This window comes from Thermobacillus composti KWC4 (assembly GCF_000227705.2).
Classification (GTDB): Bacteria; Bacillota; Bacilli; order Paenibacillales; family Paenibacillaceae; genus Thermobacillus; species Thermobacillus xylanilyticus.
In genome coordinates, this window is the sequence record NC_019897.1 from 3,897,070 (window position 1) to 3,923,579 (window position 26,510).

The 26,510-nt window shown below is 61.5% G+C and carries 21 protein-coding genes; all 21 read right to left on the bottom strand.

Annotated elements, in window-relative coordinates; genetic code table 11:
- Nucleotides 1-4 precede the first annotated feature (4 nt).
- A complete protein-coding gene (locus THECO_RS17845; protein WP_015256412.1) occupies nt 5-1,474 on the bottom strand; it encodes an IS1380 family transposase in 1,470 nt (489 codons plus the stop codon).
- Between the two features lie 772 nt (nt 1,475-2,246).
- Entirely contained in the window at nt 2,247-3,539 is a 1,293-nt protein-coding gene (ltrA, locus tag THECO_RS17850; RefSeq protein WP_015256414.1) for a group II intron reverse transcriptase/maturase, read from the bottom strand.
- 578 nt (nt 3,540-4,117) lie between these two features.
- Nucleotides 4,118-5,137, bottom strand: coding sequence for a zinc-dependent alcohol dehydrogenase family protein (locus THECO_RS17855; protein ID WP_015256415.1), 1,020 nt, complete (start codon nt 5,135-5,137; stop codon nt 4,118-4,120).
- Between the two features lie 139 nt (nt 5,138-5,276).
- Nucleotides 5,277-7,934, bottom strand: a complete 2,658-nt coding sequence (locus THECO_RS17860) for an ATP-binding protein (RefSeq protein ID WP_015256416.1) — start codon at nt 7,932-7,934, stop codon at nt 5,277-5,279.
- A 130-nt stretch (nt 7,935-8,064) separates the two neighbouring features.
- Nucleotides 8,065-9,003, bottom strand: coding sequence for a cysteine synthase A (gene cysK, locus THECO_RS17865; RefSeq protein WP_015256417.1), 939 nt, complete (start codon nt 9,001-9,003; stop codon nt 8,065-8,067).
- Nucleotides 9,004-9,083: 80 nt separating this feature from the next.
- Nucleotides 9,084-10,079, bottom strand: coding sequence for a peptidylprolyl isomerase (locus THECO_RS17870; RefSeq protein WP_015256418.1), 996 nt, complete (start codon nt 10,077-10,079; stop codon nt 9,084-9,086).
- Nucleotides 10,080-10,102: 23 nt separating this feature from the next.
- Nucleotides 10,103-11,011 (bottom strand): Hsp33 family molecular chaperone HslO, encoded by a 909-nt coding sequence (hslO, locus tag THECO_RS17875; RefSeq protein WP_015256419.1) that lies wholly within the window; start codon nt 11,009-11,011, stop codon nt 10,103-10,105.
- Complete coding sequence (locus THECO_RS17880; protein WP_015256420.1) at nt 11,008-11,799, bottom strand: type III pantothenate kinase; 792 nt, start codon at nt 11,797-11,799, stop codon at nt 11,008-11,010. The genes hslO and THECO_RS17880 overlap by 4 nt, the downstream gene beginning before the upstream one ends.
- Nucleotides 11,796-12,677 (bottom strand): carboxylating nicotinate-nucleotide diphosphorylase, encoded by an 882-nt coding sequence (gene nadC / locus THECO_RS17885; protein ID WP_015256421.1) that lies wholly within the window; start codon nt 12,675-12,677, stop codon nt 11,796-11,798. The genes THECO_RS17880 and nadC overlap by 4 nt, the downstream gene beginning before the upstream one ends.
- On the bottom strand, nt 12,670-14,283 hold the full coding sequence (gene nadB, locus THECO_RS17890; protein ID WP_015256422.1) for an L-aspartate oxidase: 1,614 nt from the start codon (nt 14,281-14,283) through the stop codon (nt 12,670-12,672). Before nadB ends, nadC begins: the two co-directional genes overlap by 8 nt.
- Before the next feature lie 77 nt (nt 14,284-14,360).
- Nucleotides 14,361-15,299, bottom strand: a complete 939-nt coding sequence (gene nadA / locus THECO_RS17895; RefSeq protein WP_015256423.1) for a quinolinate synthase NadA — start codon at nt 15,297-15,299, stop codon at nt 14,361-14,363.
- A gap of 359 nt (nt 15,300-15,658) precedes the next feature.
- Nucleotides 15,659-17,671, bottom strand: coding sequence for an ATP-dependent zinc metalloprotease FtsH (gene ftsH / locus THECO_RS17900; RefSeq protein WP_015256424.1), 2,013 nt, complete (start codon nt 17,669-17,671; stop codon nt 15,659-15,661).
- 130 nt (nt 17,672-17,801) lie between these two features.
- A complete protein-coding gene (gene hpt / locus THECO_RS17905; RefSeq protein WP_015256425.1) occupies nt 17,802-18,341 on the bottom strand; it encodes a hypoxanthine phosphoribosyltransferase in 540 nt (179 codons plus the stop codon).
- On the bottom strand, nt 18,335-19,777 hold the full coding sequence (gene tilS / locus THECO_RS17910) for a tRNA lysidine(34) synthetase TilS (protein WP_015256426.1): 1,443 nt from the start codon (nt 19,775-19,777) through the stop codon (nt 18,335-18,337). The genes hpt and tilS overlap by 7 nt, the downstream gene beginning before the upstream one ends.
- A gap of 65 nt (nt 19,778-19,842) precedes the next feature.
- Nucleotides 19,843-20,787: a protein kinase domain-containing protein gene (locus tag THECO_RS17915; protein ID WP_015256427.1), complete on the bottom strand. Its 945-nt coding sequence runs from the start codon at nt 20,785-20,787 to the stop codon at nt 19,843-19,845.
- Complete coding sequence (locus THECO_RS17920) at nt 20,771-21,496, bottom strand: vWA domain-containing protein (protein WP_015256428.1); 726 nt, start codon at nt 21,494-21,496, stop codon at nt 20,771-20,773. Before THECO_RS17920 ends, THECO_RS17915 begins: the two co-directional genes overlap by 17 nt.
- 118 nt (nt 21,497-21,614) lie before the next feature.
- Entirely contained in the window at nt 21,615-24,107 is a 2,493-nt protein-coding gene (gene spoIIE, locus THECO_RS17925) for a stage II sporulation protein E (RefSeq protein ID WP_015256429.1), read from the bottom strand.
- 326 nt (nt 24,108-24,433) lie between these two features.
- Nucleotides 24,434-24,688, bottom strand: a complete 255-nt coding sequence (locus THECO_RS22610; protein ID WP_041853987.1) for a ferredoxin reductase domain-containing protein — start codon at nt 24,686-24,688, stop codon at nt 24,434-24,436.
- Between the two features lie 320 nt (nt 24,689-25,008).
- Nucleotides 25,009-25,407, bottom strand: a complete 399-nt coding sequence (locus THECO_RS17935; protein ID WP_015256430.1) for an SRPBCC family protein — start codon at nt 25,405-25,407, stop codon at nt 25,009-25,011.
- Nucleotides 25,404-25,733, bottom strand: a complete 330-nt coding sequence (locus THECO_RS17940) for an ArsR/SmtB family transcription factor (RefSeq protein ID WP_015256431.1) — start codon at nt 25,731-25,733, stop codon at nt 25,404-25,406. Before THECO_RS17940 ends, THECO_RS17935 begins: the two co-directional genes overlap by 4 nt.
- Nucleotides 25,734-25,916: 183 nt before the next feature.
- Nucleotides 25,917-26,366: a S1 domain-containing RNA-binding protein gene (locus THECO_RS17945; RefSeq protein WP_015256432.1), complete on the bottom strand. Its 450-nt coding sequence runs from the start codon at nt 26,364-26,366 to the stop codon at nt 25,917-25,919.
- Between the last annotated feature and the right edge of the window lie 144 nt (nt 26,367-26,510).

Below are 26,510 nucleotides of genomic sequence, written 5' to 3' on the forward strand. Positions count from 1 at the left end.
TCCGTCATGCCATTTGCTGAATGGACACGAATCGTTCAGCAAACGCGCGAAGCTTGTATTGTATGGTTTCGACGATGCCAGCGAGTGTCGGATTCGGCGCAAGCCGGATATGCTGGTATCGGCCGGAGCCGACCACATTGCCGGGCACCCGGATCACCGACCGGCGAATCGTTTGGACTTCGCACCGCTTGAGCGACTCCGGCATCAGCGTCTGCTTGAACCAGACCATCACGTTGTAGGCGATGGCTTTGATCCAACTGAACAGCAGGTTCCGGAGCAGGGAATGCTGGCTGTTCTGTTCCACCGCATAACCTTCTTTCAATTCATCAATGCGATTCTCGATGTTGGCCCGCTTGTTGTACGAGCGAAGCAGCGGCAAAGGCTTGAGATCGGCATTCGTGACGATGGCTTGGAAGGAATAGGTCGTAAGCGCCATCGTCAATTGGTCATCGGTTGTACGCTCGGTTTCGTGGGCTTCCCGGTAGATGACGCAGCGCCGTGCTTTCTCCCAGTTGGTGAGGAGAATCGGGATGTCGGCAGCAGCCCAACGATCGTCTTCGGTCGCGAACGTGATGTCCTCTTGTTTTTCCGACAGCGTTTCCCAGAATGCCGGATGTTGCTCAAGGTAGGCAATCGCCTTCTTCACAGTGGCCTTCTTCGGCAGTTTGAAGATGTACTGCCATCCCCGTTCTTCAGCGTACGCCATGACAGCGTCATCGGCAAAACCGCAGTCGGCCCGGATGCCTTCGATGATCCATTCCGGCGGCAACATCGCCTCGATTTCTTTAACGAACGAGAGCAGATCCTTCATGCCGTTCGTGTTGCCGGGATTCACTTGCAAGTGGATGAGCTCGCCGCTTCCGGCGATGAAGGCAACCCGGATTTTGTATGAGGGGCGTCCGTGGTAACGCGGATTGTAGCCGTTTGTTGCGCCTTCTTGTTCACCGAACAGCGTGATGACCGTATCGTCGATGTCGATCCAGACCAAGCGCTTTTCGCCCGTCCGCGCCTTGCGTGCCAGCAAATCCCGATTTAAGGCGACAAGCTGAATCAGATGGCTCCAGGAAAGCTTGCCCAAGAAGCCGCGGAAGGTGCTTTCGTCAGGAAAGCGGTCGACACCGGTCACGATCTGGTAACCAGGGTCCGACTGCAGGGCATTCATATGCGAAAAACGCGTGTGGCCGAGCAGCGCGCAGTCCAGCAAATGATCGACAAGCTTAGAGGCCGGGTAGACACAGTTGGCTTTTTGCTCCAGATGGAAGTGATCTTCGATCAGGGCATCCAGACCGATGAGTTCCTTGAACCTGGCAAGGAACTGGAAGTTGCCGGCTTCCGTGACGGTGTTGTTGTCGAATGTGACCGGTCTCAACTTCTTCATGATTTGCTTGATTCGGCGACGATCCGCAAGAATTTCAATTCGGCGTTCGCGGCGTGTTTTTTGTTCTGGCGCATGGTTGGTTGCTTGTGGTACCATGTTGCTAGGGACACTTCCTCTCGTTGGTTATTCGTGGTGGTTTAACCTTAGACAAGAGGCTTGCAGTGTCCTGTTTATTTTGCAAAAAAATTAGCAACTTTTTATGACGAAGAAACACTATCACGACACGGATCTTTCAACTTTTGATAAGGTTACTTTCCGATTTCATGTTCAACCCTACGTTTGACGAAATGCCGTTCCAGTTAGAATACCACGATTGAAAGGAACTTAAATAATTCGACAAGCTTGGACCGACAGCGATACCCAGACTTGTGGTGGTCGCGTTCCACGAACCACTGTAAACGTCAGTGCTGTGCGCGTGGACATTGTAGCCAATCAAGAATGAAAACAACAATGAAAACCACAAAAGCTTCACCGACCGCAAACGCCTTTTCATCATCTACCACCTTTCTTCAATTTAATATCTTAACTTCCGTTTTATTATAAAGTCATCAGATATATGAATCAATAGTAAATTTTATGAAAATCAAGTTGGCTCGGCTGAGGGCATGATGTGAACATCCGGTATGTGATCGTGTCGGTGGAAACACAGGCTGTCATTAGTCGATTGACCCGCCATCACTGGAGCTTACAGGTCCAGCCCTTGGCGGCTTTAGACGCTCGATAGCCCCCATTCCGGACTTCCACCGTATAGATGACGCTCATGCCGGGCTAGAGTAAAGGGCTGGGGATTCCAGCCCCTCCTCATCAAACCGTACGTGAGGTTTTCCCTCATACGGCTTTCCGATGTTCGTCATTCATGTGCATGCAACTAGCAGAGCTTCTTTAGTCCACAGACATTGGCAATGTGTTTCACTTTGTGCCAGCAACTACGCCAGTTCCGCCGCTGGTGCTTTTTCGCGTACCAGCGCGTCAACCGCATAAGAATATACCAGTCCAGCTTCGCCATCTTGCGGTGGCTGTATGCCATCATGTAGTAATTCTTCCATCCTTGAATCTTCGGATTTAACCAGTCCACGTGTTCTTGAATCGACTTGTGCCGCATGGTCGCCGTTCCAAGCCGTTCTCTCACCACTTCCCGAATGTGCTTCTCCGCTTTCGCGCTCAGCCATTGCTGCGTGGTGTAATACGCCTGGTTCCGCGACGTCGCCGCTTTCGCCTTCCGGTGATGCAGTCCAAGAAAGTCAAACCCTTCCTCTCCTGTCCACATCCCCACGATCCGCGTTTTCGTCGGGTGCAAGGTCAGTTCCAGACGTTCCATAATTGCCCTAACCAACTGGTAGGCGTGCCGGGCGTCTTTCTTCGTCTTGCACACGATGACAAAATCATCCGCGTACCGGGTGAGTACCCCGACTTCCTTCCCGTGCTTTTCCCACAATCGGTCGAAGTAGTTTAGGTAAATGTTCGCCAATATCGGCGAGATCACTCCTCCCTGCGGTGTGCCGAGGTCCGAACGTTTGACGTTCCCTTCCTCCATCACGCCTGCCCCGAGCCATTGCCGGATCAGCTTTAGGACCCTTCGGTCGCTGATGCGCATTTCTACCAGCTTCATCAGTTTCTCTTGGTTGATGTTGTCGAAGTATCCTTGGATGTCGACGTCGACTACCCAGTTCCCTTTCCGGTTGCAGGCTTTGCGTATGCGTTCCAGCGCCTGCTTCGCTCCACGCTTGGGGCGAAAGCCGAAGGAACAGTCCTGGAAATCCGCTTCAAAGATTGGTTCCAGCACGAGTTTGGTTGCCATCTGAATGACACGGTCCCGTATCGTCGGTATGCCAAGCGGCCGTTTCCTCCCGTCCGCCTTGGGGATGTACTGGCGGCGTACCGGTTGCGGACGATATCGACCCTCCCGGAGAAGGCGTTGGCATTCTTTCACAAAGGCGATTTCGCCCTGATTTTCGATATCCGCGATGGTTTCTCCGTCGACTCCTGCCGCTCCACGGTTCGCCTTGACTGCTCGCCATGCCTCCCATAACATATCCGTTCGATAGATCTTGTCATACAGTGCGTGGAATCGTCGCGTCTTGCTCGTCTTGGCAGCATGACCTAGCTTTTCTTGGAGTTGTTGAACTTTTTCCTTCGGTGTCGTTAGCCGTCTGGCATTCACTCACTCGTACCTCCTCGAAAAGCATGAACAAAGCAGGGGTCCTTCCCTCCCGCAGGTTGTGTTGTCCTGCGTTCCTCGGTACTATAACCCCCTCGGACTCCCTTCCTGCAGGCCGCTCACTTCACCTTTTGGGCTTATAGAGTGCCTCTTTACGGAATTGTTCCGTGCAGGGGAGGGTCTCCCCAGTTCACGGTATCTTCTTTCATGTCGTGCCGCTCCCTCTACGCCGGAGGATTCTTCGCTGCCGCTCCAGGTTCCCAGCAGCTTCCGTGGCCTTCGCCCATGTACGCGGGGCTCGGCTTCCTCTTTTCCCTCTTGCGAGGCCTTTTTGACGACGCGGCAGGATTCACTTGATGTTACGGCCTGACATGTTGCTCGCCCTGTCTCTGACAGGTACTTTCGTCGATACGCTTCTACGCACGGATTTCGCCGTACGCAGGCATCCTGGCTACACGGGGGCTTGGCCCCTCCCGTGGCCGGACTTTCACCGGCTAGAAGATACGTGCTTTCTGGGCACGCCGTACTGAAAAAGCGGCACCCGCGTATACAACGCGAGGTGCCGCTCGACGATCGGACGGTCAGCCGATCTGAATCTGCACTTTGAGATCATCCGGGCGCGCGCCATGCTCGAACAGATGCGGCAGATCGTCCAGCCCGATGACGCTCGTGACGAGCGGCTCAAGCCGGATGCGCTTCGCCTTCGCCCATTGCAGCGCCTGTTGGAACGTATTGTTCGTCGCCATCGATCCGATGAGGGTCCAGTCGCGTTGGAACAGATCGAATGGACTGAGCTGGATGGTCGCTGTCCTGGCCGTTACCCCGAACTGAAGATATTTTCCCGCTGGACCGAGATACTTCAGTGCCTGCTCAATGACCTGCGGGATACCGGTGGCATCCACGACAATGTCGAACCCGCGCGGGAGATCTTCCAGCAATTCGGCTTCGTCATACTGACCGCTCAGGAACGTCCGGGTTGCTCCCCACTCTGCGGCCATCGCCAGCTTATCCTCGGCGATGTCGACGACCGCGAGATCGGATACGCCGGCATGGACGAGCGCCTGAATGAGCTGCTGTCCCATCGCGCCGGCACCGAACAGGAGCGTCCGGGCGCCCGGGGCAGGCTGCAGACGGTTCATCGCGTGAACGACGCAAGCCAGCGGTTCGATGAACGCACCTTCGGCGAAGCTCATCCCGTCCGGCAGACGGAACACATTGCGGGCCGGAACCGTGACGTATTCTGCCATGGCGCCGTCCCGGGTGACTCCGACCGCCTGCCAGCTCACGCAATGGTTGCCGCGCTGGGACAGGCAGTACGCACAACGGCCGCAATGGATGTTGGGCTCCGCAGTGACCCGGTCGCCGATCGCAAACCCGTCGACACCTCCGCCGAGTCCGGCAATCGTGCCGGAGAACTCGTGCCCGGGAATAATCGGATACGGGGAGACATATTCCCCTTTATAAATGTGGACATCCGTCCCGCAGATACCGGCGCGCTCGACACGGATCAGCACTTCGCCGGGGCCGGGCTCGGGAATGGGCACTTCCCGGACCGCCGCGCTGCGGGGACCTTCGATCACGCATGCTTTCATCGTGCTCATGGGAAACGGAACCTCCTGTCATACTGACGCTATTATTCCCACTGTACACGAATCCTCCTCCGACTGAAAGCAAGCAGCGCTGGCCTTTTTCTCCGCATTCGGACAAAAAAGGTACAGCTCCGCTGTACTTTTTTCACCCCTAATGCAACTGCCCGCCCCCGATCGTTTCCAGCAGCCGGTCTCGCAACGCCTTCACTTCCGGACGGATCCGAATGCCGGGCTCCCACGCATCGATACGGTTCAACGCGCTGCTCACCAGGTCAAAGGCTTCTTCATGCCGATGCTGCGCCGCGAAGAGCTGCGCCATGCCGTATTCATGATAAATCCGTTCAATCTGGTTGGCCCTGTCCGGATCGAAAAGAAACGCATCGAATGCCCCAAGAGCTTTCCCGTATTCGCCTTGATACACATACGCCACGCCGAGCAGGTAATTGGGCTCGATCGATTTCTCGCCGCCGTAGGTGAGGCTGATCCGGTTCGCCTCTTCAAGATCCGCAACCGCCTGCTCGTCGTCCCGAAGCAGCATCGCGAGGTTTCCCTTCAGCAGCAGCGCGCGGTGCCGGATGACCGGCGAAGCCGGGATGGCCATCGCTTCTTCGAGCAGCGTCCGCGCCCGCTCCAGCTCCCCGCGGTCCGCATGATATCGCGCCTCGAACTGGAGGCCCAGGGAGCGCAGATCATCGCGCTCCGCCCGTTCCGCGGGATCGGATGCCGGTCCCGCCGCGCTTTCCGCGATGGCGAGTCCCCGCTTAACCTGCGCAAACCCCTCTTCGCTCCGTCCGATCTCGAAACAGGCCCAGCCGACCGTATCGATCCGGAAAAGCGCCTCCTGCAGCCCGCGGTTCAGCCTGCCCGCGGCCTCCGCCGCTTTCAGTCCGAACCGGATGCGCAGCGGCAGGCTGATCCGGCTGAGGAAATGCGCCATTCTGAGCATGAACGCGGTCAAATAATCGTCATTTCCCGTCTCTTCGCACCATTGCAGCAGCTTGTACAGATTGGGCCATTCCTTCCGGACCCGCGCGTAACCGCTGCCGGGAAGGCTGCTCCAATAGATATGCCCGGCCGGCTGGCGCGCCAGATGGTTTTCGACATAGTCCAGGTAGTCCGCCAGCCAGCGGGCTTGCGCTTCGGTCCGGAATTCGTCGTGTTCCCGGAGTTTCTGCTCCCCGTACACCACGACCGTCTGGTGGGCGCGGTAGCGCAGCTCGTCGTCCGATCGTTCCGCGGTGATCAGCGCGTACGCACGCATCTGGTCCGCCGCCTGATGGAACGCCCGGCGGTTCAGGCCGGCCGCCGCCGCCCAGCTCCGCTCGCCGGGCGGCGTCTGGAACAGCGGGAGCGCCATCCACAGTTTCTTCACGCTGTCCGGGCATCGTTCCCAGGTGTGGCCGAACAGATAATCGAACAGCGAGGCGAGCGAGTAGCCGGCCGATTGCACTTCCCGGATGAACGACCGGACGGGGATGACGCCGTCCGCGATGTAGGCGATGCAGAGGGACAGCGCCTTCGGGTTGCCGTTCGCCGCTTCGACCAGCTGCGCCAGCATGTCGTCGTCCGATTCGAGGAGCTGCCGCAAGTTGCCGCGTCCGGGTTCACCGGAGCTGGCGGCGAGGTGGACTTGCGTCTCCTGGCGCAGATAGCGCAGCGCATCCTCCCGCTCCATGCCCCCGACCTGAATGGCGAGCACATCGCGGGACACGTCGTGGAACAGATTGTGCCGGTGATCGCGCGAGGTCATGATCGCCTTGGTCCCCTGCGGCAGATTGGCTAGGAAGAACAGAATGTCCCGATCCGACGCGCCCACGTTGTCCACGATCAGCAGGATGGTTCCTTCGGTCGCATAATGGGCGAGGGCGTTCCGCACGACGAACTGCTTCTCGTTCTCCGATTGTCCGAGCAGCTCCGCCCTTCCCAGCTGATAGGCGATCGTGTCCAGGAAGTAGCTGTAGCTCAATCCCTTCAGGTCGGCGCTGATCCAGATCGCGCAAGAGACGCGCGGCCACGGAGATTCCGTGATCGCCGCCTCTCCGCGCGTTTCTCCGAGACAGGCGTACGCCGCTTCCAGCGCGATCGTGCTTTTGCCTACGCCGCTCCAGCCTGTGATGAGACACAGGGGAGACGCCGTATGCATCCACCGATTCAGGATGTCGAGAATCGTCCTGCGGCCGATGAACCGGTTCGACCAGCGCGTCGGCAGATTGTGCCGGATGCCGGCGGACCGTTCCGGTGCGGCCCCAACCGCGGGCTGCGGCTGAACCGTCCCCGCCCCGGCCCCTTCCCGGGCGGCCTCCGCCGCGGACCTTGCCGGTCCGCCAGCCGCAACGGGCCGCTCGTCCCGGGCGTCCGGGAACAGGCGCGCGATGACGCGGTCGATCTCCGCCTCCTCCGGCGGCCCGAACGCGCCGCTTGCCAGGAGCACCTTCGCCTTGCGCAGGCATGCCCTGACCCAGCCCTCGGCCGGCGGCGTGAACACCGGGATGGATGTCGAACCGAGCACATCGACGAGCCAGTCGGTCTGCCGGTCGCCGTCCCGGAGCACGATCCACAGGAGGCCGAACAGCTTCCCGTCCTCCACGCGTCCGGGGACGTACTTCCGTCCCATCTGGCCGATCCAGCTTTTCAGCGTGCTGGTCGAGACGCCGATTTGCACCGCGATTTTGTCCAGATACGATTCCGGTTGGGCGGCGGGGGAGTTGCGGTTTCGCCGAACCGTTTTGTAGCCGGGACGGGATTTCAGGGAAGCGACGCCCGCGCGTAAAGATTCGGCGAACCGGGCTTGATTCTCGATTTCGGCCATCGCAGCAACCTCGCTTCATTCGTGTAACACCATCATACCGGATTCGCGGGGGATTTGCAGGCCTGCGGATGCATGAAAAAACCCCCACCCTAACGGCCGGGTGAGGGCTTGTTGGTAATTCAAGCGGGAATCAGTTTTCGAAGTTGAACAGCGGCGTGGACAGATAGCGTTCGCCGTTCGACGGCACGACGGCGACGACGCGCTTGCCTGCGCCGAGCTCCTTCGCCACCTTCAGCGCGGCGAAGATGGCTGCGCCGGACGAGATGCCGCACAGAATGCCTTCTTCCCTTGCAGCACGGCGAGCCGTCTCGAACGCTTCTTCGTTCTCGACCGTGATGACGCCGTCGTAGATTTCGCGGTTCAGGATGTCCGGCACGAAGTTCGCGCCGATACCCTGGATCTTGTGCGGGCCGGGCTTGCCGCCGGAGAGCAGCGGGGATGCCGCCGGCTCAACCGCGTAGATCTTGATGTGCGGGAAATGCCTCCGCAGCACTTCGCCGGCGCCCGAGATCGTGCCGCCCGTGCCGACGCCGGCGACGAAGGCGTCCAGCTTGCCGTCCAGCGAGTTGATCGCTTCGACGATTTCCGGACCGGTCGTCTCGCGGTGGATCTTGACGTTCGCCGGGTTCTTGAATTGCTGCGGCATGAACCAGGACGGGTTTTGAGCGACGAGTTCTTCCGCCTTGCGGACGGCGCCGTTCATCCCTTCCGAACCGGGGGTCAGCACCAGTTCGGCGCCGTAAGCGCGCAGCAGGTTGCGGCGCTCGATGCTCATCGTCTCCGGCATGACGAGAACCGCGCGGTAACCTTTCGCCGCGGCGACCATGGCCAGACCGATGCCCGTGTTGCCGCTCGTCGGTTCGACGATCGTGTCGCCCGGCTTGATGCGGCCTTGCTTCTCCGCTTCTTCAATCATGCTGATGGCGATCCGGTCCTTGACGCTGGCGCCCGGGTTTTGATACTCCAGCTTAACATAAATTTCAGCGCTGCCTTCCGGCACGAGCCGGTTCAAGCGCACAAGCGGCGTATCCCCGATCAGTTCCGTAACACTGTTTACAATCTTTGGCATGATGACAGAACCTCCTTTATTTCCGACCGAATTAGTAGGGTTTAGCTTTCTTCCATCTTAACAATGTCTAATCGGAATTGTCAATAGCCAGTTTCGTGCCGGAATTCCGCGCTTCCCCGGTCTGCCAGTTCGTCGTCGAGGATCCTGGCGCCGTACTTGCCGAGCAGCGCTTCTTCGACTTCCTTGAGCGACGGCGCCGCCGCGAGTCCGAGCTGCATCCGCACCTGCTCCCGCAGCCTGCGGTCGTCCGGTCGTTCCTCGACCTCGCGGTCCTCGAGGCGGATGACCGCCCATCCGTCCGCGATTTCGACGGGGCCGCCGATCTCGCCGGGCGCCAGCGATGCGGCCAGCTCCGTGACCTCCGCGTCAAGGAACGGGTCATCCGCTTCCACCGTGCCGTAGAAACCGCCGTACTCCGCGGTATAGTCGTCGATGGAGTAGATGCGGGCCTGCTCCTCGAACGGTTCGCCCTTTTTCAGCCGGTCCAGCACCGCCTCCGCTTCGTCTTGCTCCGCCGTCACGATCCAGGAGAATGTGAACCTGGTCTTCGGTTCGAGCAGCTCCGGATGATCGCGTATGTAAGCCTCCACTTCCTCATCCGTAATCAGAATCGGACGGACCGCGATCTTCTCGAGCAGCAGCCGCTCTTCCGCGTCCGCCCTCACCTCTTCCGGGCTCATGCCGAGCTGCTCGCGCATCGCTTCGTAGAACGCTTCCTCGTCTCCGTAGCCCGACATCATCTCGTCCAATTCTTCTTCCAGTTCGCGCTCCGATACGGATATGCCGTTGGCTTCCGCCTCCAGCCGGATCGCTTCGCGCACCAGCATCCGGCGCAGAACGGACGAGCCGTGCTCCCGCATGAGCTGATCCGCAAGCTCGTCCGCCGTAATTGTCCGGCCGCCGATCTCCGCAACCGGCCGGCTCATCCGGTCCCCGGCGTTATGGCCGCCCGCCGGGCCATCCTGTGAATCGTCGCCGCGCGCTGACGGCCATTTCACCGACACCAGCGCCGCCAGCGCGATCAGACAGACCGTCTGAAGGACGATGACCGCCTTCAGTATCTGGTTCTTTCTCATTTTCCATGGTCCGCCTTCCGATCTTACACATCCTGCTTGGGTTTGGCCTGCTCCAGCAATCTCTCCAGATCATGCCGATCGAATTCGTACGCCGAGTTACAGAAATGGCAGGTCACTTCCGCCCGCCCGTCTTCCTCGATCAGCGCCGCAAGCTCCGCTTCGCCCATGCTGACGAGCGTCCGCTCCACCCGTTCGCGGGAGCAGTAACATTTGAAGACAATCGGCATCGCATCCAGCAGCTGCACGTCGTCATCCGTCAAAAAGCGCAAAATCGACTCCGGCGTCTCGCCCCGGTCCAGGAGAGACGTCACATGGGGCATCTCCTGCAGACGCTGCTCCAGCCGGGTGATATCCTGCTCCTCCGCGCCCGGCATGATCTGCAGGAGAAAGCCGCCGGCGTGCAATACGCTGCCGTCGACATCGACCAGCACGCCGAGTCCGACGGCGGACGGCGTCTGCTCCGACGAGGCGAAGTAGTAGGTGAAATCTTCACCCAGCTCGCCGGATACGATCGGCACGCTGCCGCGGTACGGCTCCTTGAGGCCGAGGTCCTTCACGATATGGATATATCCGCTGCGGCCGACGGCCCCGGCGACATCCAGCTTGCCCTGCGCGCTCACCGGCAGGTGCACCTGCGGATTGTCGACGTAGCCGCGCACCTCGCCCTTCGCGTTCGCATCGACGACGATCTGGCCGAGCGGTCCGTCACCCTTGACCTGAATGGTCAGCTTCTCCTCGCCCTTCAGCATGGCGCCCATCATGGCGCCCGCCGTGGCCGCCCGGCCGAGCGCCGCCGTCGCCGTCGGATACGTGCCGTGACGGCGCTGCAGCTCGCCGGCGAGTCCGGTCGTCCGCACCGCGTACGCGCGGAGTCCGCCGCCCCACGCGATGCCGCGCACCAGCACGTCATCCGCGCCGCGTGATTCGTTCATGATTCGACTCTCCCTCCGGTGTCGTCCTGATTCCGTTCATGGATTAATCTGAGCCCGTCCAGCGTCAGCAGCGGGTCGACGACCGAGATCGTCTCGGTCTCGGGCGCGATGAGTTCCGCGAGCCCCCCCGTTGCGATCGCCCGGGCGTTCGTACGGCTCTCGGCCCGGATGCGGCGGACGATGCCGTCCACCTGGCCGGCATAGCCGAACACCATGCCCGCCTGCATTGATGCGACCGAGTTGCGTCCGATGACGCTTCGCGGGCGGGCCAGCTCGATGCGCGGCAGCTTCGCCGCCCGCTGATAGAGCGCCTCGGCCGAGATCGCGAGGCCCGGCACGATCGCGCCGCCCAGATAGTTGCCGCCGGCGTCGATGTAATCGAAAGTGGTCGCCGTGCCGAAGTCGACGACGATGACCGGAGCGCCGTATTTCTCGATCGCGGCCACCGCATTGACGATCCGGTCCGCGCCCACTTCGCGCGGGTTCTCGTAGCGGATGTTGAGCCCGGTCTTCACCCCGGGGCCGACAAACAGCGGCGCCTTGCGGAAATATTGCAGGCACAGCTGCTCCAGCGTCCGCATCAGCGGCGGCACGACCGAAGAAATGATGATGCCGCGGGTGTCTTCCATCCGGAGCCCCGCGTAATGAAACAGATTGTGAAGCATCATCCCGTACTCGTCGGCCGTCGCCGTCCGGTTCGTGCTGAGCCGCCAATGGTGCAGCAATTCGGATCCCCGGAAAATGCCGAGCACCATGTTCGTGTTGCCGACATCCGCCGCGAGAATCATGCCTGCGTCCCTCCCGGCTTCTTGTCTCCGAGATCGAGGCTGATGTCGAGCGAATCGAAGGAGTACGTCAACCCGCCGACCGAAATGATGTCGACGCCCGTCGCCGCGATCTCCCGGATCGTGTCGAGCCTGACACCGCCCGACGCCTCGATCTTCACATGCGGCGCCCGCTCCCGGATGAGCTTGACCGCTTCCGCCATCCCGGCGGGGGGCATGTTGTCGAGCATGATGATGTCGGCGCCGGCTTCCAGCGCCTCCCGGACCTGCTCGATCGTCTCCGTCTCCACCTCAATGGTCATCGTATGCGGAATGCGCGCCCGCGCTGCGGCGACCGCCGCCCGGATGCCCCCGGCCCCCTTGATATGGTTGTCCTTGATCATGACGGCGTCATAGAGGCCGAACCGGTGGTTCGCGCCGCCGCCCATGCGGACCGCGTACTTCTCGAGCAGCCGGTGGCCGGGCGTCGTCTTGCGCGTGTCGACGAGCCGAACCGGCAGGCCCTCGAGGGCGTCGACGAACCGGCGCGTCTTCGTCGCGATGCCCGACATCCGCTGCAGCAGATTGAGCGCCAGCCGTTCGCCCGTCAGAATGCTGTGGGTGCTGCCCTCGACTTCGGCGATGACCGTTCCCTTGGCAACCTTCTGTCCGTCTTCCGCCAGAGCGCGGAATTCCAGCGTCGGGTCCACGACATGGAAGACGAGCCGGGCGACGGGCAAACCGGCGAGCACGCCGTCTTCCTTCACATGAATGACCGCCTTGTGCCGGCTGCCCGCCGGAATCGTCGATTCCGTCGTAATGTCGCCGTATCCGATATCTTCGTCCAGCCATCCGCGAATCATGCTCCGGATCGCTTCATTGTAACGGTCCAGCTCAAACATCGTCGATCCGCTCCTCGTAAATTCCCCGCTCGCGATGCAGGACGATATGCTTGCGCCAGAGCAGATCGTCCCGCTCGGGGAAGTCTTCCCGGTAATGCGCGCCGCGGCTCTCTTCGCGGGCGAGCGCCGCCTGCGTCGTGAGCAGCGCGCAGGTGAGCAGGTTCGCGAACTCGTACTCCTCGCGCTTCGTCAGCACCGTCTGGAAAATGGGCAATTGCCGCTTCAGCTCCAGCAGCCCTTTGTTGAGCCCGTTCGCGTCCCGCCTGAGTCCCGAACAGCGCAGCATGATTTTCTGCAGCTTCAGCCGCTTCTCGATGGCCGCCTGGGTGGACGGCTGCGTGCGCGGTTCTCCGCTCTCGAACTTCGGCATTCCGGCCAGCGACCCGAGCTGCCCGATCCGCTCCACAATGCGGCGGCCGAACACGATCGCTTCGGAGAGCGAATTGCTGGCCAGCCGGTTGGCGCCGTGCACGCCGGTCGACGAGCATTCCCCGCAGGCGAACAGGCGCCGGATGTTCGTCTCGCCGTACAGGTCGGTCTTCACGCCGCCCATCATGTAGTGGGCCGCCGGCGCGACCGGAATCCAGTCGCTCGTCAGATCGAGGCCGTACTGCAGGCAATATTCGTAAATGGTCGGAAACCGCCGGCGCACCAGATCGGCCGGCTCGTGCGTAATGTCGATGTACACGAACGTCGACTTCGTCCGCTCGATCTCGCTGACGATCGCGCGGGCGACGATGTCGCGCGGCGCCAGCTCGAGCTGCGGATGGTACCGCGACATGAACCGCTCGCCGCCGATGTTGCGCAGCACCGCGCCTTCGCCGCGCACCGCCTCCGAGATGAGGAACCGGGGAGCCCCCGGATAGCAGAGCGCCGTCGGATGGAACTGGACGAATTCCATATCCCGGATCTCCGCGCCCGCGCGGTACGCCATCGCGATGCCGTCGCCCGTCGCGACCTCCGGATTCGTCGTATAGCGGTACAGTTGTCCGGTGCCGCCCGTGCACAGCACGGTCGCCTTGCCCCGGACGATGAGCCGCGAGCCGTCCGGCTTCTGCACGAGCGCGCCGTGGCATTCCCCGTCATCCGTAATCAGATCGATGGCGAAGTGATCGTCCCACACTTCAATGTTCGGATTGGCCAGCGCCTTCTCCGACAAGGCGCGCACGATCTCGAACCCCGTCGCATCGCCGTTCGCGTGCAGGATGCGCCGCTGGCTGTGGGCGCCCTCCTTCGTCAGCGCGAACCCGCCGTTCTCCTGATCGAACTGAGCGCCCATCCGGACAAGTTCGCGGACGCCTTCCGGCCCTTCATGCACCAGCACATTGACCGCCTCGTGCGAGCACAGACCGGCGCCCGCAATGAGCGTGTCCTGCCGGTGAAGCGCCGGCGAATCTTCGTCGGAAATGACGGCGGCGATGCCGCCCTGCGCATAGCGGGTGTTGCTGTCCATCAGCGACTTCTTCGTGATCATGAGCACCGAATGCCGTTCGCTCGCCTTGATGGCGGTAAAAAGACCGGCGATGCCGGCCCCGATCACGATGACGTCCTTCTCGATGACGGGCAGCTCGTCCGGCGCCACGTCGACCAAATATCGCGGGATCATATCCGTTCCTCCGATGCGTTCATCCGTATCATGCGGCTTGGAATGCGTGCGAGGGGTAAGCGAAGAAGCAGCGCATGCTACTTCACTTGCAGCATGCGCTCCAGAGACAGCCTTGCCTTGTCTGCGATATGCGGCGGCACATAAACCTGCGGATGCATATTTTCGAGACATTTGACCAGCTTCTTCAGGTTGTTGACCTTCATGTTCGGGCAGACGAGATATTTCGATGCGAAGTGGAAAATCTTGTCCGGGCTGTCCTTGCGAAGCTGGTAGCCGGTCCCGTCTTCCGTGCCGATGATGAATTCCTTGTGCTCGGACTCGCGGCAGAATTTGATGATCGCCGTCGTGCTGCCGACGAAGTCGGCCATGGCGACGACCTCCGGGCGGCACTCGGGATGGACGGCGACGATGGCGTTCGGATGCTGCGCCTTCATCTCTTCGATGTCCTTCACCGTCAGCATGTCATGCGTATTGCAGTAGCCTTCCCAGATGATCATCTTCTTGTCCGTGTGCTGCTGGACGTAATGGCCGAGATTCTTGTCCGGCACCCAGATGACTTCGTCCGTCGGCACCGAATTGACGACCTTGATGGCATTCGACGACGTGCAGCAGATGTCGGTCTCGGCCTTCACTTCGGCGGACGAGTTGATGTAGGTGACGACCGTCGCGTTCGGATGCTGCGCCTTCAGCTTCCGGAGGCCGTCGACGTTGACCATGTCCGCCATCGGACAGCCGGCCCGCTCGTCGGGAATGAGAACCGTCTTGTCCGGCGCCAGAATCTTCGCGCTCTCGCCCATGAAGTGGACGCCGCAAAAAACGATAACTTCAGCGTCGGTCTGGGCGGCCTTCTGCGCCAGCAGGAACGAGTCGCCGCGGAAATCGGCCACTTCCTGGATTTCGTCGCGCTGATAATAATGCGCCAGAATGATGGCGTTGCGTTCCTTCTTCAACTGCTCAAGCCGTTCGCGGAGTTCGCGGTTCTGTTCCGCCCTCCGCTCGAGCGCCAATGCTTCCATCTCTGTCGATCCTCTCCTTCGAGCCGCGCGCATGACGCCGATGTTCCCGCCGAGGCGCGCTTGACACCGCTGTCCGATCCGCGCTGTAATTTGTGCCAAATTTCACGAATTCGCATATGCGATGGAACAGTCATAGTGTGGCCATCCGGCCGCAAAACCATTTGATTATCACCTAATTTACACGGGGTGCAGGACTCTGTCAACAAATAGACACAACCGCAAGCCCGCCGGATGGAGCATGCCGACGCCTGAGGACCTTCGCACGCCGCCGGAACCACAAAAATCGCCCCGGCAGCGGCCTGTTCGGCCGCGCCGAGGCGGTTGTGTCGACTTGTCCGTCGCTGAAATGCCGGGACGGTTCAGCCGCGCTTGTCGCCGCTGCCGTCGTCGCCGCCCGGAGGCAGCGTATCCTCGCCCGGCTCCTTCGATTGAATCCGGACACGCACATTGCCCAGCGTATCGACTGCCGGCTCGCTGCTCGTCTCCTTCGGCTCCGCATTGCCCTCGCCGCTGCCGCCTTCGCCGCCGGCACCACCGTCCAGCGATCCGGTCTCGATCAGCCGCTTGATCTGTTCGAGTTCGAGCGTCTCGACTTCAAGCAGCGTCTCGGCGATGAGCTTCACTTCCCGCGACTTGGCGGTGAGCAGTTCCTTCGCGCGCGTGTAGCATTCGTTGATGATGCGCTGCATCTCCTGGTCGATCTCGTAGGCGATCGCGTCGGAGTAGTTCTGCTCGTGTCCGAGGTCGCGGCCGAGGAACACCTGTCCCTGCGAGTTGCCGAACTGCATCGGGCCGAGCTTCTCGCTCATGCCGTATTCCATGATCATGCTGCGCACGATCGACGTCGCCTGTTTGAAGTCGCTGTAGGCGCCGGTGCCGATCTCGCCGATGAACAGCTCTTCCGCGACCCGGCCGCCGAGCAGCCCGGTCACCTTGTCGAGCAATTCCTGCTTCGTGACGAGCATTCGATCTTCCTTCGGCAGCATGATGACGTAGCCGCCCGCCCGGCCCCGCGGAATGATCGTCACCTTGTGGACCATGTCCGCGTGTTCCAGGAAATAGCCGATGACCGTGTGCCCCGCTTCGTGGTACGCGACGATCCGCTTCTCGCGGTCGCTGATGACGCGGCTGCGCTTCTCCGTACCGACGATGACGCGGTCGATCGCCTCGTCCACCTCGACCATCGCGATCTCCCGCTTGTTCCGACGGGCCGCCAGGAGCGCCGCCTCGTTCAGCAGGTTCTCCAGATCGGCGCCGGTAAACCCGGTCGTCCGCTTCGCGATCGTCTCGAGATTGACATCCTTCGCCAACGGCTTGTTGCGGGCGTGCACCTTGAGCACCGCCTCGCGTCCCTTCACGTCCGGACGGTCGACCGTAATCTGGCGGTCGAAGCGGCCCGGGCGCAGCAGCGCCGGGTCGAGAATGTCCGGACGGTTCGTCGCCGCGATGATGATGATGCCTTCGTTCGCTCCGAACCCGTCCATCTCGACGAGCAGCTGGTTGAGCGTCTGCTCGCGTTCGTCATGGCCGCCGCCCAGACCGGCGCCCCGCTGCCGGCCGACGGCGTCGATCTCGTCGATGAATATGATGCACGGGGAATTCTTCTTCGCGTTCTCGAACAGGTCGCGAACGCGGGATGCGCCGACACCGACGAACATTTCCACGAAGTCGGAGCCGGAAATGCTGAAGAACGGCACGCCCGCTTCGCCGGCCACCGCGCGGGCAAGCAGCGTCTTGCCCGTACCCGGCGGGCCGACGAGCAGCACGCCCTTCGGAATGCGCGCGCCGACCGCGGCGAACTTGCGCGGATCCTTCAGGAACTCGACGACTTCGACCAACTCCTGCTTCTCCTCGTCGGCGCCCGCGACGTCCTCGAATGTCACCCGCTTCTTGTCTTCATTATATAGACGCGCACGGCTCTTGCCGAAGTTCATCACCTTGCCGCCGCCGCCCTGCGCCTGATTAATGAGGAAGAAGAACAGGATGAACATGATGACGAACGGTATGATGGAGGTGAGGAACGTCAGCCAGATGCTCTGGCCCTGCTGCTTCTCCACATATAATCTAAACCCGTTCTGTTCGGAAGCGTCCTTGATTTCCTCGATCGCAAATTCTTCCGCCGGTATCCGGGAGTAGAACGCGTTCTGCTGCACCCCGGCGGGAGGCATGCGGTATTTGCCCGTGGCGAGATACGAAGCGCCGTCATACCGGAGCGTCAGTTCTTCGACATTGTCCGCCTTGATCAGCTGGCGCAGTTCGTCGTATGATTTCCGCTCGGTCGTTTCATTCTGGTTGCTGATGAAATGGACGATTCCGACGGTAACGAGAAAGATGATCAGATAGAATCCCGTATTCTTCAGGAACCGATTCATCCCCTACCTCCTCTCAAGGCGCTTCAACTATTTTACCATAGCACGTCTTGCCATCACAACACGACCGTGAGGAGGCATGGCGCGGGAACGCCCCCGGTTGGGCAGCTCCGCCGACGAACGTTCTCCGGAGTCATCGGCTGTAGACTTCCGGCTTCAGAATGCCGATGAACGGCAGGTTGCGGTATTTCTCCGCGTAATCGAGTCCGTAACCGACAACGAATGCATCCGGCAGCGTGTAGCCGACGTAGTTCGCTTCGAGTTCGACCGTCCGGCCGGACGGCTTGTCGAAGAGCGTCGCGACCGTCACGGACTTCGCGTTGCGGCGTTCGAGCACATCGATCAGATAGCTGAGGGTGAGGCCGCTGTCGATGATGTCCTCGACGATGAGCACATCGCGTCCTTCCACCGGCACGTCCAGATCTTTCACGATCTTGACGACGCCGGACGATTTCGTGGACGCGCCGTAGCTGGAGACGGCCATGAAATCGATCTCCAGCGGAATGTCCATCGCTTTCACCAGATCGGCCATGAAGATGAATGCGCCTTTCAGAATGCAGATGACCAACGGATTCTGATCCTTGAAATCGCGGCTGAGCTGACGGCCCATTTCAATTACTTTATGCCGGATCTGCTCTTCGTCATACAAGATTTCCTGAATGTCGCTTAACAACGCCAGACCTCCAATGTATCATCCTGCCACTCGATCCGCAGTATGCGCGTCGTGTCCTCCGTCACCGGTGCATCCGCCGATCGCCGGATGCCGGCAATCCAGAGCAGCCGGCCTTCGGCATCCACAACAAGCGGAATCCGGCTGCGCCTTGCCCGCGCAACCTTGCCGTCAACGAAAATATCTTGCACCTTTTTGGAGCCGTTTAAACCGGAGAGGCGCATCCGGTCGCCGGGCCGGCGGGAACGAACGCGAAGCGGATAAGCGACGGCGTCTTCGTCGAACAGCGCCGCGCAGCGGGACTCCGCGCCCGGCGAGGGCAGCGGTTCGCCCGCCGCGCGGAGAATGCGGCGGAAGACGAGCCGGCCACCCGCTTCGGGCACCGCAAGCTCGCCGACATCCGCCGCCACTTCATACTCGAACCCGGCGTCGTCCGCAGCCGCATCGCCCGTCATCCACCGCAGCACGTCGTATTCCCGCAAGAAGCGGACGCCGCGGCCGGCCTCGATCACCGATGTCGTCGGCGAGCCTTCCGCGGCGGCTTCCCGGATAGCGTCGATCCGTTCGAACGGGATGGACCCTTTTTCCACCCCCAGATAGATTAATATTAGAGTAATCAATCTTCTTTGTAAAGCGACATGCAGGCCGAGAAACGCGCCGCGTTCCATGGCAAATCCGCCCTGTTCCCGGCGCACGAGTCCGGCCATCGCACGTTCCGCTTCCCGCGTCAGGAAGTCGTCCTCCGCGCGGCTGATCTCGGCCAGCCGCACGAGCGACGCGGACACGTTCGGGTTGTATCGCTCGAGGAACGGCAGAATCTCCAGCCGGACGGCGTTGCGGAAGTACACCGTCTTGCGGTTGCTGCTGTCCTCGCAATAGACAAGCCCTTCACGCGCGCAGTACTGCAGCAGCTCCAATTTGGATATACGAAGCAGCGGCCGGATCAGTTCCACATTTCCTTCGCGCCGCTTCATCGGCATGCCGGCGATGCCGGACGTCCCGGCCCCGCGCAGCAGCCGCATGAGCACCGTCTCGGCCTGGTCGTCCGCATGGTGCGCCAGCGCGATCCGCGATGCGCCCCTCCGCGCCGCCGCCAATCGCAGGAACGCGTACCGCTTCTCCCGCGCCGCCGCTTGTGCGTTCATCCCCGTCTCTTCTATATAAGAAGGAAGATCGTATTCGACCGCGTCGAGCGGCACGCCGAGTTCTTCGCACAGCCGGCGCACGAATTCCGCTTCCCGCGCCGATTCCTCGCCGCGGAAGCCGTGATTGACATGGGCCGCCGCGAGCCTGAAGCCGCATTCGCCGGACAGCCGCCGCAAGAGATGCAGCAGCGCCGTCGAATCCGGACCGCCCGATACGGCGGCCAGTATCGTATCGCCCGGCTGCCAGAGCCCTTCCCGCTCCGCCGTCCGCCGGATGCGCGCCGCCAGATCCATCCTGCCGTCCCCCCACCTGCAAATGTGCGCATGGCGAAGAAGCATGCCGCATGCGCCGGACTCCGTCACGACAGCCCGGTCGGGAGCACGCCTTCCGTCATCATCCATACGATCGCCGCCGCCAGCGCGATCATCGTGCAGGCGAACAGGCCGGCCGCCCAGCCCGAGGGCGCCCGCTTCCGGTTCATCTTCACGCCTCCGCCGTACATGATCCGCTGCCAGGCGGCGGCACCTTCCCGCGCGGAAGCGAATTCGCCGCGCAGCGCGCGGGCCAGCCAGCCGGCGAACGGTTTCAGCGCCGGATGGCCGGTTGTCAGCCGGATCAAATCCGCCGGCGAGCGGTTCTGCGGCAGCAGCGTCTTCGTCAGCTGCAGCAGCCGCCGGCCTTCGAACAGATGAAGGCACAGCACCGCGAATGAGAACAGGTCGTAGGTCCCTTCGGCCGTCCGGCTGCCCGCATTCCAGTACCCGCGGTCGTACAGCTCGGTGAACTGGCGGACGCTCTTGCCGATCGCCGTCGCGCCGCCGTAATCGACCAGCTCCACGCGGCCGTAGCTGCCGACCAGCACGTTCTCCCGCTTCAGATCGCCGAACGCGAAGCCCGCTTCGTGCAGCTCGGCCAGCTTGCCGAGCAGATTGTACCCGACGAGCGGGAACCAGTCCGCGCCTTCGCGCTGCAAATATTCGTGCAGCACGCTGCCGCGCACATACCGCATGATGTAGAACGGATATTCCGCGCCGTCTTCATGGACATAATCGTCGACGGCGAGCAGGAACGGTTCCGTTCTCCGCCGCCGGGATGCCAGGCTGCGGAGAACGTTGATCTCGGACTGCAGATCCACCGCGTCCCCGCCGACCTTCATCGCATACAGGCGGCGGCTGTGTTCCACCAGGTAAACCTTGCCGTTCGCCCCCTCTCCGAGCAGGCGCTCGACCCGGTACCGGCCGCGATTCCATTTGCCCGTGATGACCGTGCCGGGCGCCAGCCGAAGTTCAGACGACGTCTTCACCTGTCATCCCGTCCATTTCGCCTCTGATGGTTCTACCATAATCGCCCTGACGGAAAAAATCAATGACCTGCATCATCGCCGGTCCGGTCGGCGTCGTGCCGCGCATGGCCAGCCGCGGCAGAATGCGTTTCACGCCGGCGATGTTGTCCGTCCAGTCCAGATCGCAGACGCAGCCCTCGCCGTTTTCCGAATCGGGAAAATGGAACACGGCAATCTCGCTCCGTCCGGAGCGTGACTGCAGGCTGAGCACGAGATCGCGGATCGCTTCCTCGACCGCCGCCAGCTTCGGACGCATGCTCGCGCTCGTGTCGATGAGCAACGCGACTTTCAGCGGCGATGATTCGCCGAGCTCGTCGATGACGCGCACGACTTCGCCGCGCCGCTCCGGAGGCAGCGCCTCGATCGATTCCGCGCCGAACACCTGCCGGAGCTCCTTGTTCACCGCCTGCTGGATCGTCGTCACGACCGTCTTGCGCGTCATCATCTGCACGGTCTGCGACAGTTGGCGCGTTTCAACAAGCCGGCTCATGCCGCCGCCGGCGCGCGCGATTTCCTCGATCTCGACTTCCGCGGAAGAAATCGATTCGCCGCGTTCCACCACCCCGATCACATTCACCGTAATGCCTTCCGCCTTCGCATGGGCCGCCGCGACGACCGGGCTCATCCCGACGTTCGAGCAGCCGTCCGTGATCAGCAACAATTGTCTCATGGCCGAAGCCCCTCCTTCGAATCTCGAATCTATCGATTCTGTTAACAGCATGCCCGATATGGAAGAGAGGTAAACTTCGGCGAGAGATTTGCATGACGCGAAAATGTTTCAGACTTTTTCAGCTTACCGTCCTCGGACGCTCCAGCTTTGTCAGCCCCGGCCAGCGGAACGTCGCCCATTCCGGCTGGAACCTCCGCACCTTGGCGACGACGATCGTCATGTCGTCGCGGATTTCGTCCGGGCTGCTGCGCAGCACCGTGTCGAGCAGCTCTTCCGCCATCTGCTGCGGATCTTCCGCCTTCAGCTCCTGAATGATGCGCTTCATCCAGATCTCCTTGTTCACCGCGTGCCCCGGCGCGTCGTACACGCCGTCGGTCATCATGATCAGCGTGTCGCCGGGATAGAGCTGCACGCGGACGAGATCGACGTCGATCTCCTGCAGGATGCCGATCGGCAGATTGCCGGCGGTGATCGGGATGACGTCGTTGCCCCGCTTGATGTAGCTCGGCGTGGAGCCGACCTTCAGGAACGTCGTCTTCGCCGTGTACCGGTCGATGAGCGCCACATCCACCGTCGCGAACATTTCGTCGGCCGAGCGGAGGAGCAGCACCGAATTGACCGTCTGGATCGCCAGCTTCTCGTCCATCCCCGACTGCAGCAGCTGATGCAGCATGTCCAGCGCCGAGCGGCTCTCCAGCCGCGCCCGCTCGCCGCCGCCCATGCCGTCGCTCACGGCCACAGCGAACTTGCCGTTCGCCAGCTCCACCGTGCTGTAGCTGTCGCCCGACAGCAGCCCGCCGCCCTTGGCCGTTCCGGCCACGCCGGTCTCCACTTCATACGCCTTCGCCGATGCGAACGTCACAATCGACGGCTCCCCGCTGCGCTCCGGCAGGCGCTCCGATTTCACCGCGATCGGTTCGCCGAGGATGTCGGTCAGCAGCGGCGCGATCATTTTCCGGCATTCATCGAACCCCCGCGGGAACGTATGGGCGATTTCGATCTCGACGTTGCCTTCCTCCAGGCTGATGATCTCGACGCTGCGGATCGACAGGCCGAGTCCTTCCACCGCCTCGCGGATCTGCTCTTCCTGCAGGTGCATCTCCTGGCCTTCCCGGCGGATCTCCCGCGCCAGATCCTGCATGATCCGCGAGACGCCCGACAGCTGGTCGGCCACCAGGCGGCGCGACTCCCGGATGCGCTTCCGCCACAGCCGGTCATGTTCGACCAGCTCAACCTGCTGACGCAGCACGGCGAGCACCTGATGCGGCTTGACGCAGTGCCTGGTCCACGTCTCCGGCAGCTCCTCGCCCAGCTGCGGCCGTTCGCGCTCGACGGACGCCGTCATTTCTTTCATGAGCCGGTACGTCTGCTGGAACTTTCCCTCCCAGCATTGCTGCTGCCGGAAGCAGGTCGCGCAGACCGCCTCGGCCGCGGCGTTGACGAAGTGGACCCGTTCCTGCTGCCGCCGGCCGAACGGTTCGACATCGGCCGTCTCGGCGAAGCTTTCCGAGAGCTGACGGAACACTTCGGAGAATTGCGTCACCCGCTGCGCGGTCACGTCGCGAACCCGGCGGGCGTATTCGTGCTGTGACCGCGCATGCTCGGCCGTGCCCGGCACATAGCGGGCGATCGTCTTCAGCAGCGCGCGCGGTGTCATCAGGAACAGCAGCGCGGCGGCTGCCGATTCCCACGTCGAAGTGAGCGCGCCTTCCGTTCCGCCGACATAGACGGACAGGATCGTCGTCCCGAGCAGCATGCCGAAAGCCGCGGCCGGCTTGCCGCCTTCCCGGAGCAGGCCGGCGAGCAGCCCCGCGAACGCGAGCAGGCTCATCTGCAGGACGGCGCCGAAGTCGGCCAGGCTGAGGATGAGCCCGGCGATCACGCCGACCGACGCGCCGAGCAGGGCGCCGCCGGCCAGCGCGAACAGGAGCAGGACGTAGCGCGACAGGATGTGCGTAATCTCCAGATCATAGACCGTCCAGCCGGCCGCGCCCGTCATGATTGAAGCAAGCAGAATCATCAGACAGATGATCTCTTCATTGCGCAGCAGCGCCGGCTTCTTCGTCAGCATCAGGACGGGAACCGCCTGGATGAAGACGAGGGTGAGCACGAACGCCAGGCCCGCCTCCACCCCGACCATGAGCAGCTGGTAGCCGGTCAGCGCCTTGTCCAGCACGACGCCGAACAATTGCACCAGCAAGGCGGATATAAAAACGAGCAGCGGCGCATAGGATATTTCAGCGCGCTCGTAAGCCTCCATCCCGCGCACGAGCAGGTAGAACACGAGCAGCTCGGCCGCGGTCGACCAGGCCTGGGGCGCGGCGGCCAGCCAGCTGCCGGCGACGAGCGCCAGCGCGGCAATGAAGGCCGCATCGCGGCGCAGGAAATAAATGACGGCGAAATAGGCGGCCGCGAACGGCGCGAGCGTGTCCAATATCGCGGCGCGGCCGAGCAGCAGGCCGACCACGGCGATCAGCATCGTCCAGCGCCGGGACAGGAACAGCTGCGAGGCCGATGACGATAGCTTCCGCCATCTGTACCCGAGCTTCGACCGGCCGCCGCCGTGCCGGCTGCCGGTCCCGGGAAGCGGCACAATATTCTGCTTGTCCATCTTGAACAGCACCACCCATCCGAATATGCTTGTCCGCACTTGCCCGCAGCGGACGCGAGAAGTGACTCCTATTATAGGCGGGGTGCCTTCAGGAGTTTGTCATATTCGGTAGGCGGCGGCTATTTTTTTTCCGACACAAGCAGCGCGCCTCCGCCAGGGCGGACGACAAAGGGCGAATGCCCGCCGCGCCTGCATTCGCCCGCATCACGAGAAATTTGAAGGTCCGACGGACCGGCAAAATCCGCGGACGAAAGCGGCGCGGCTTCCGTCCGATCCTGGCTTCATGTGGCGAACGCCAGCGGATCTTTCCTTCCGTCTCCTCCGAATTAATAGCCGAAGAACGCGTCTTTGACGATGTTCCGCTTCGGAATTTTCCGGTTTCTCAGCTCCGCCGCAAGCGGATTCACCATCGATTGCGGTCCCGCAATCATGATGCTGCCGTCCTTGCGGTACGCGTCGGCCAGCCGGTCGAGCTCGCGGTACAGCTGATCGCGCGAGTCCAGGTAGTCGATGCTGACGGCGGACAGGTCGGCGATCCGGTCCAGTTCGTCTTTGAACAGATGCCGCCGGTGGCTGTCCACGTAAAGCAGCTGACGTTCTCGGCGGGCGCGGACGAGACGCTGAACGGTTTCGTCGCGTTTTTGATTTTCTTGTGCGTGATCGTGAACAGCCCGTATTGCCCCGCCTTCCAGGCCAGATCATCCGGCTTGTCGAACAGGAAGCTCACGACATCGTCCGCCTCTCTGCGGCTTTCCCTGAAGACGATCCCCCGTTGCCTGAAAAACGGAATCAGATTGTCCTGCAGAAATCCCATGCGCTCAGCTCCTCTCAATGGATCATCCGCGGCTCCCGTGCCGGGAAAGTACAGCTGCCCGTTTTCCCTCCGCCGCGCTTTTGGCTTTTACTCCGCCAATACCTGCTCCAGCTTTTCGACCCAGGCCTTCCAGCCGTATTGGGCGCCGGCCAGCGCCGCCTTGTTCGAGAGACCGGTCTGTTCGAGGCGCAGGTGCACCTTGCCGTTCCCGAGATCGTCCAGGGTCAGCGTCACCGTGTGCCGCTCCTCGCCGACCACCCATGAGAAGGACAGCCGATGCGGCGCTTCCACGGCGAGCACTTCGCTGTCCACGATGCCGTCCCAGTACTCGTTCGGCTGATGGCGGAACTGGAATCGATGCCCGACCACCGGCTTGAAGTCGTTGTCCGCGATCCATTTGGCCAGCTTGCGGGAATCGGTCAAGGCGGACCACAGCTTCTCCACCGTCGTCTCAAACTGAAAATCCATGTTTAACGAAAAACTCATGCGTCCTCCTCCTCCTCGAGCAATTGGCCCAACCGCATCATGTTGGCGCTCCAGTAGTTGCTGTAATAGGCGACCCAGTCCTGAACCTCTTTCAGCGGTGCCGCATCCAGCTTGTAGCGGGTCTCCCTGCCCACCTTGCGGTCTTTCACAAGCCCGGCCTCTTTCAGAATGCCCAGATGTTTGGAAACGCCGGTCCGGCCCATCGGAAAATGCGAGGCCAGCTCATGCAGCGGCAGATCCTCCGCTTCGGCGAGCAGCTGGATCAGCCGGCGTCTCGTCGGATCGGCAATCGCATCGAAGACGTCTCGTTGTTGAACTTTGCTCACGGTACCCACTCCAGTAGCAATGTTTGATATGGTTATGGAAAAATCACCCGCTTAAACATGGTATGCGCCATCATTCGGTGACATATCCACTATACGACACTTTTTGGTGTCTTGTAAACAGGGATCTATTGCATCAAAAAAGGCAGAACCTGTCGGTTCTGCCTGCATCTTCAACAATTTGCCTCAGCCGCGTCTCGATCCGCGGCCTCCGCGTTTGCCTTCCGTATTCTTCTTCAGGGAGGAAATGCGTTCCTCGCTGTCTCTCAAGAACCGGGACATTTTCTCCTCGAAGGACATTTTGCCGGGAGCCGATCTGAATCCGCCGCGTCCGCCCGGTCTGCGGTCTCCGGGCCGGCCTTGCCGGTCGCCGCGCTGCGGAGGAACATAGCCTTCCGGACGATCGATGGCCTGCTTGATCGACAGACCGATCTTGCCATCCTTGTCGACGTTGATCACCTTCACCGTGACGATGTCGTCGATTTTCAGGTGGTCATTCACGTCTTTGACGTAGTGGTCGGCAATTTCCGAAATGTGCACGAGCCCCGTGACACCGTCAGCCAGATCGACGAATGCCCCGAAATGCGTAATGCCCGTCACTTTGCCCTCTAACTTGGCTCCCACTTCAATTGCCATGAATAAGATTGGCCTCCCTAAATGATTAAATCAAAGAAGAACACTTCCATACGCTTGGGGCATGGCTGACTCAGGCTCCAGCGAAAGGCTGTTCTATCCGTGATTATAACCGAACGCCGAATGCAAAACAACAGCGGCCAGCGG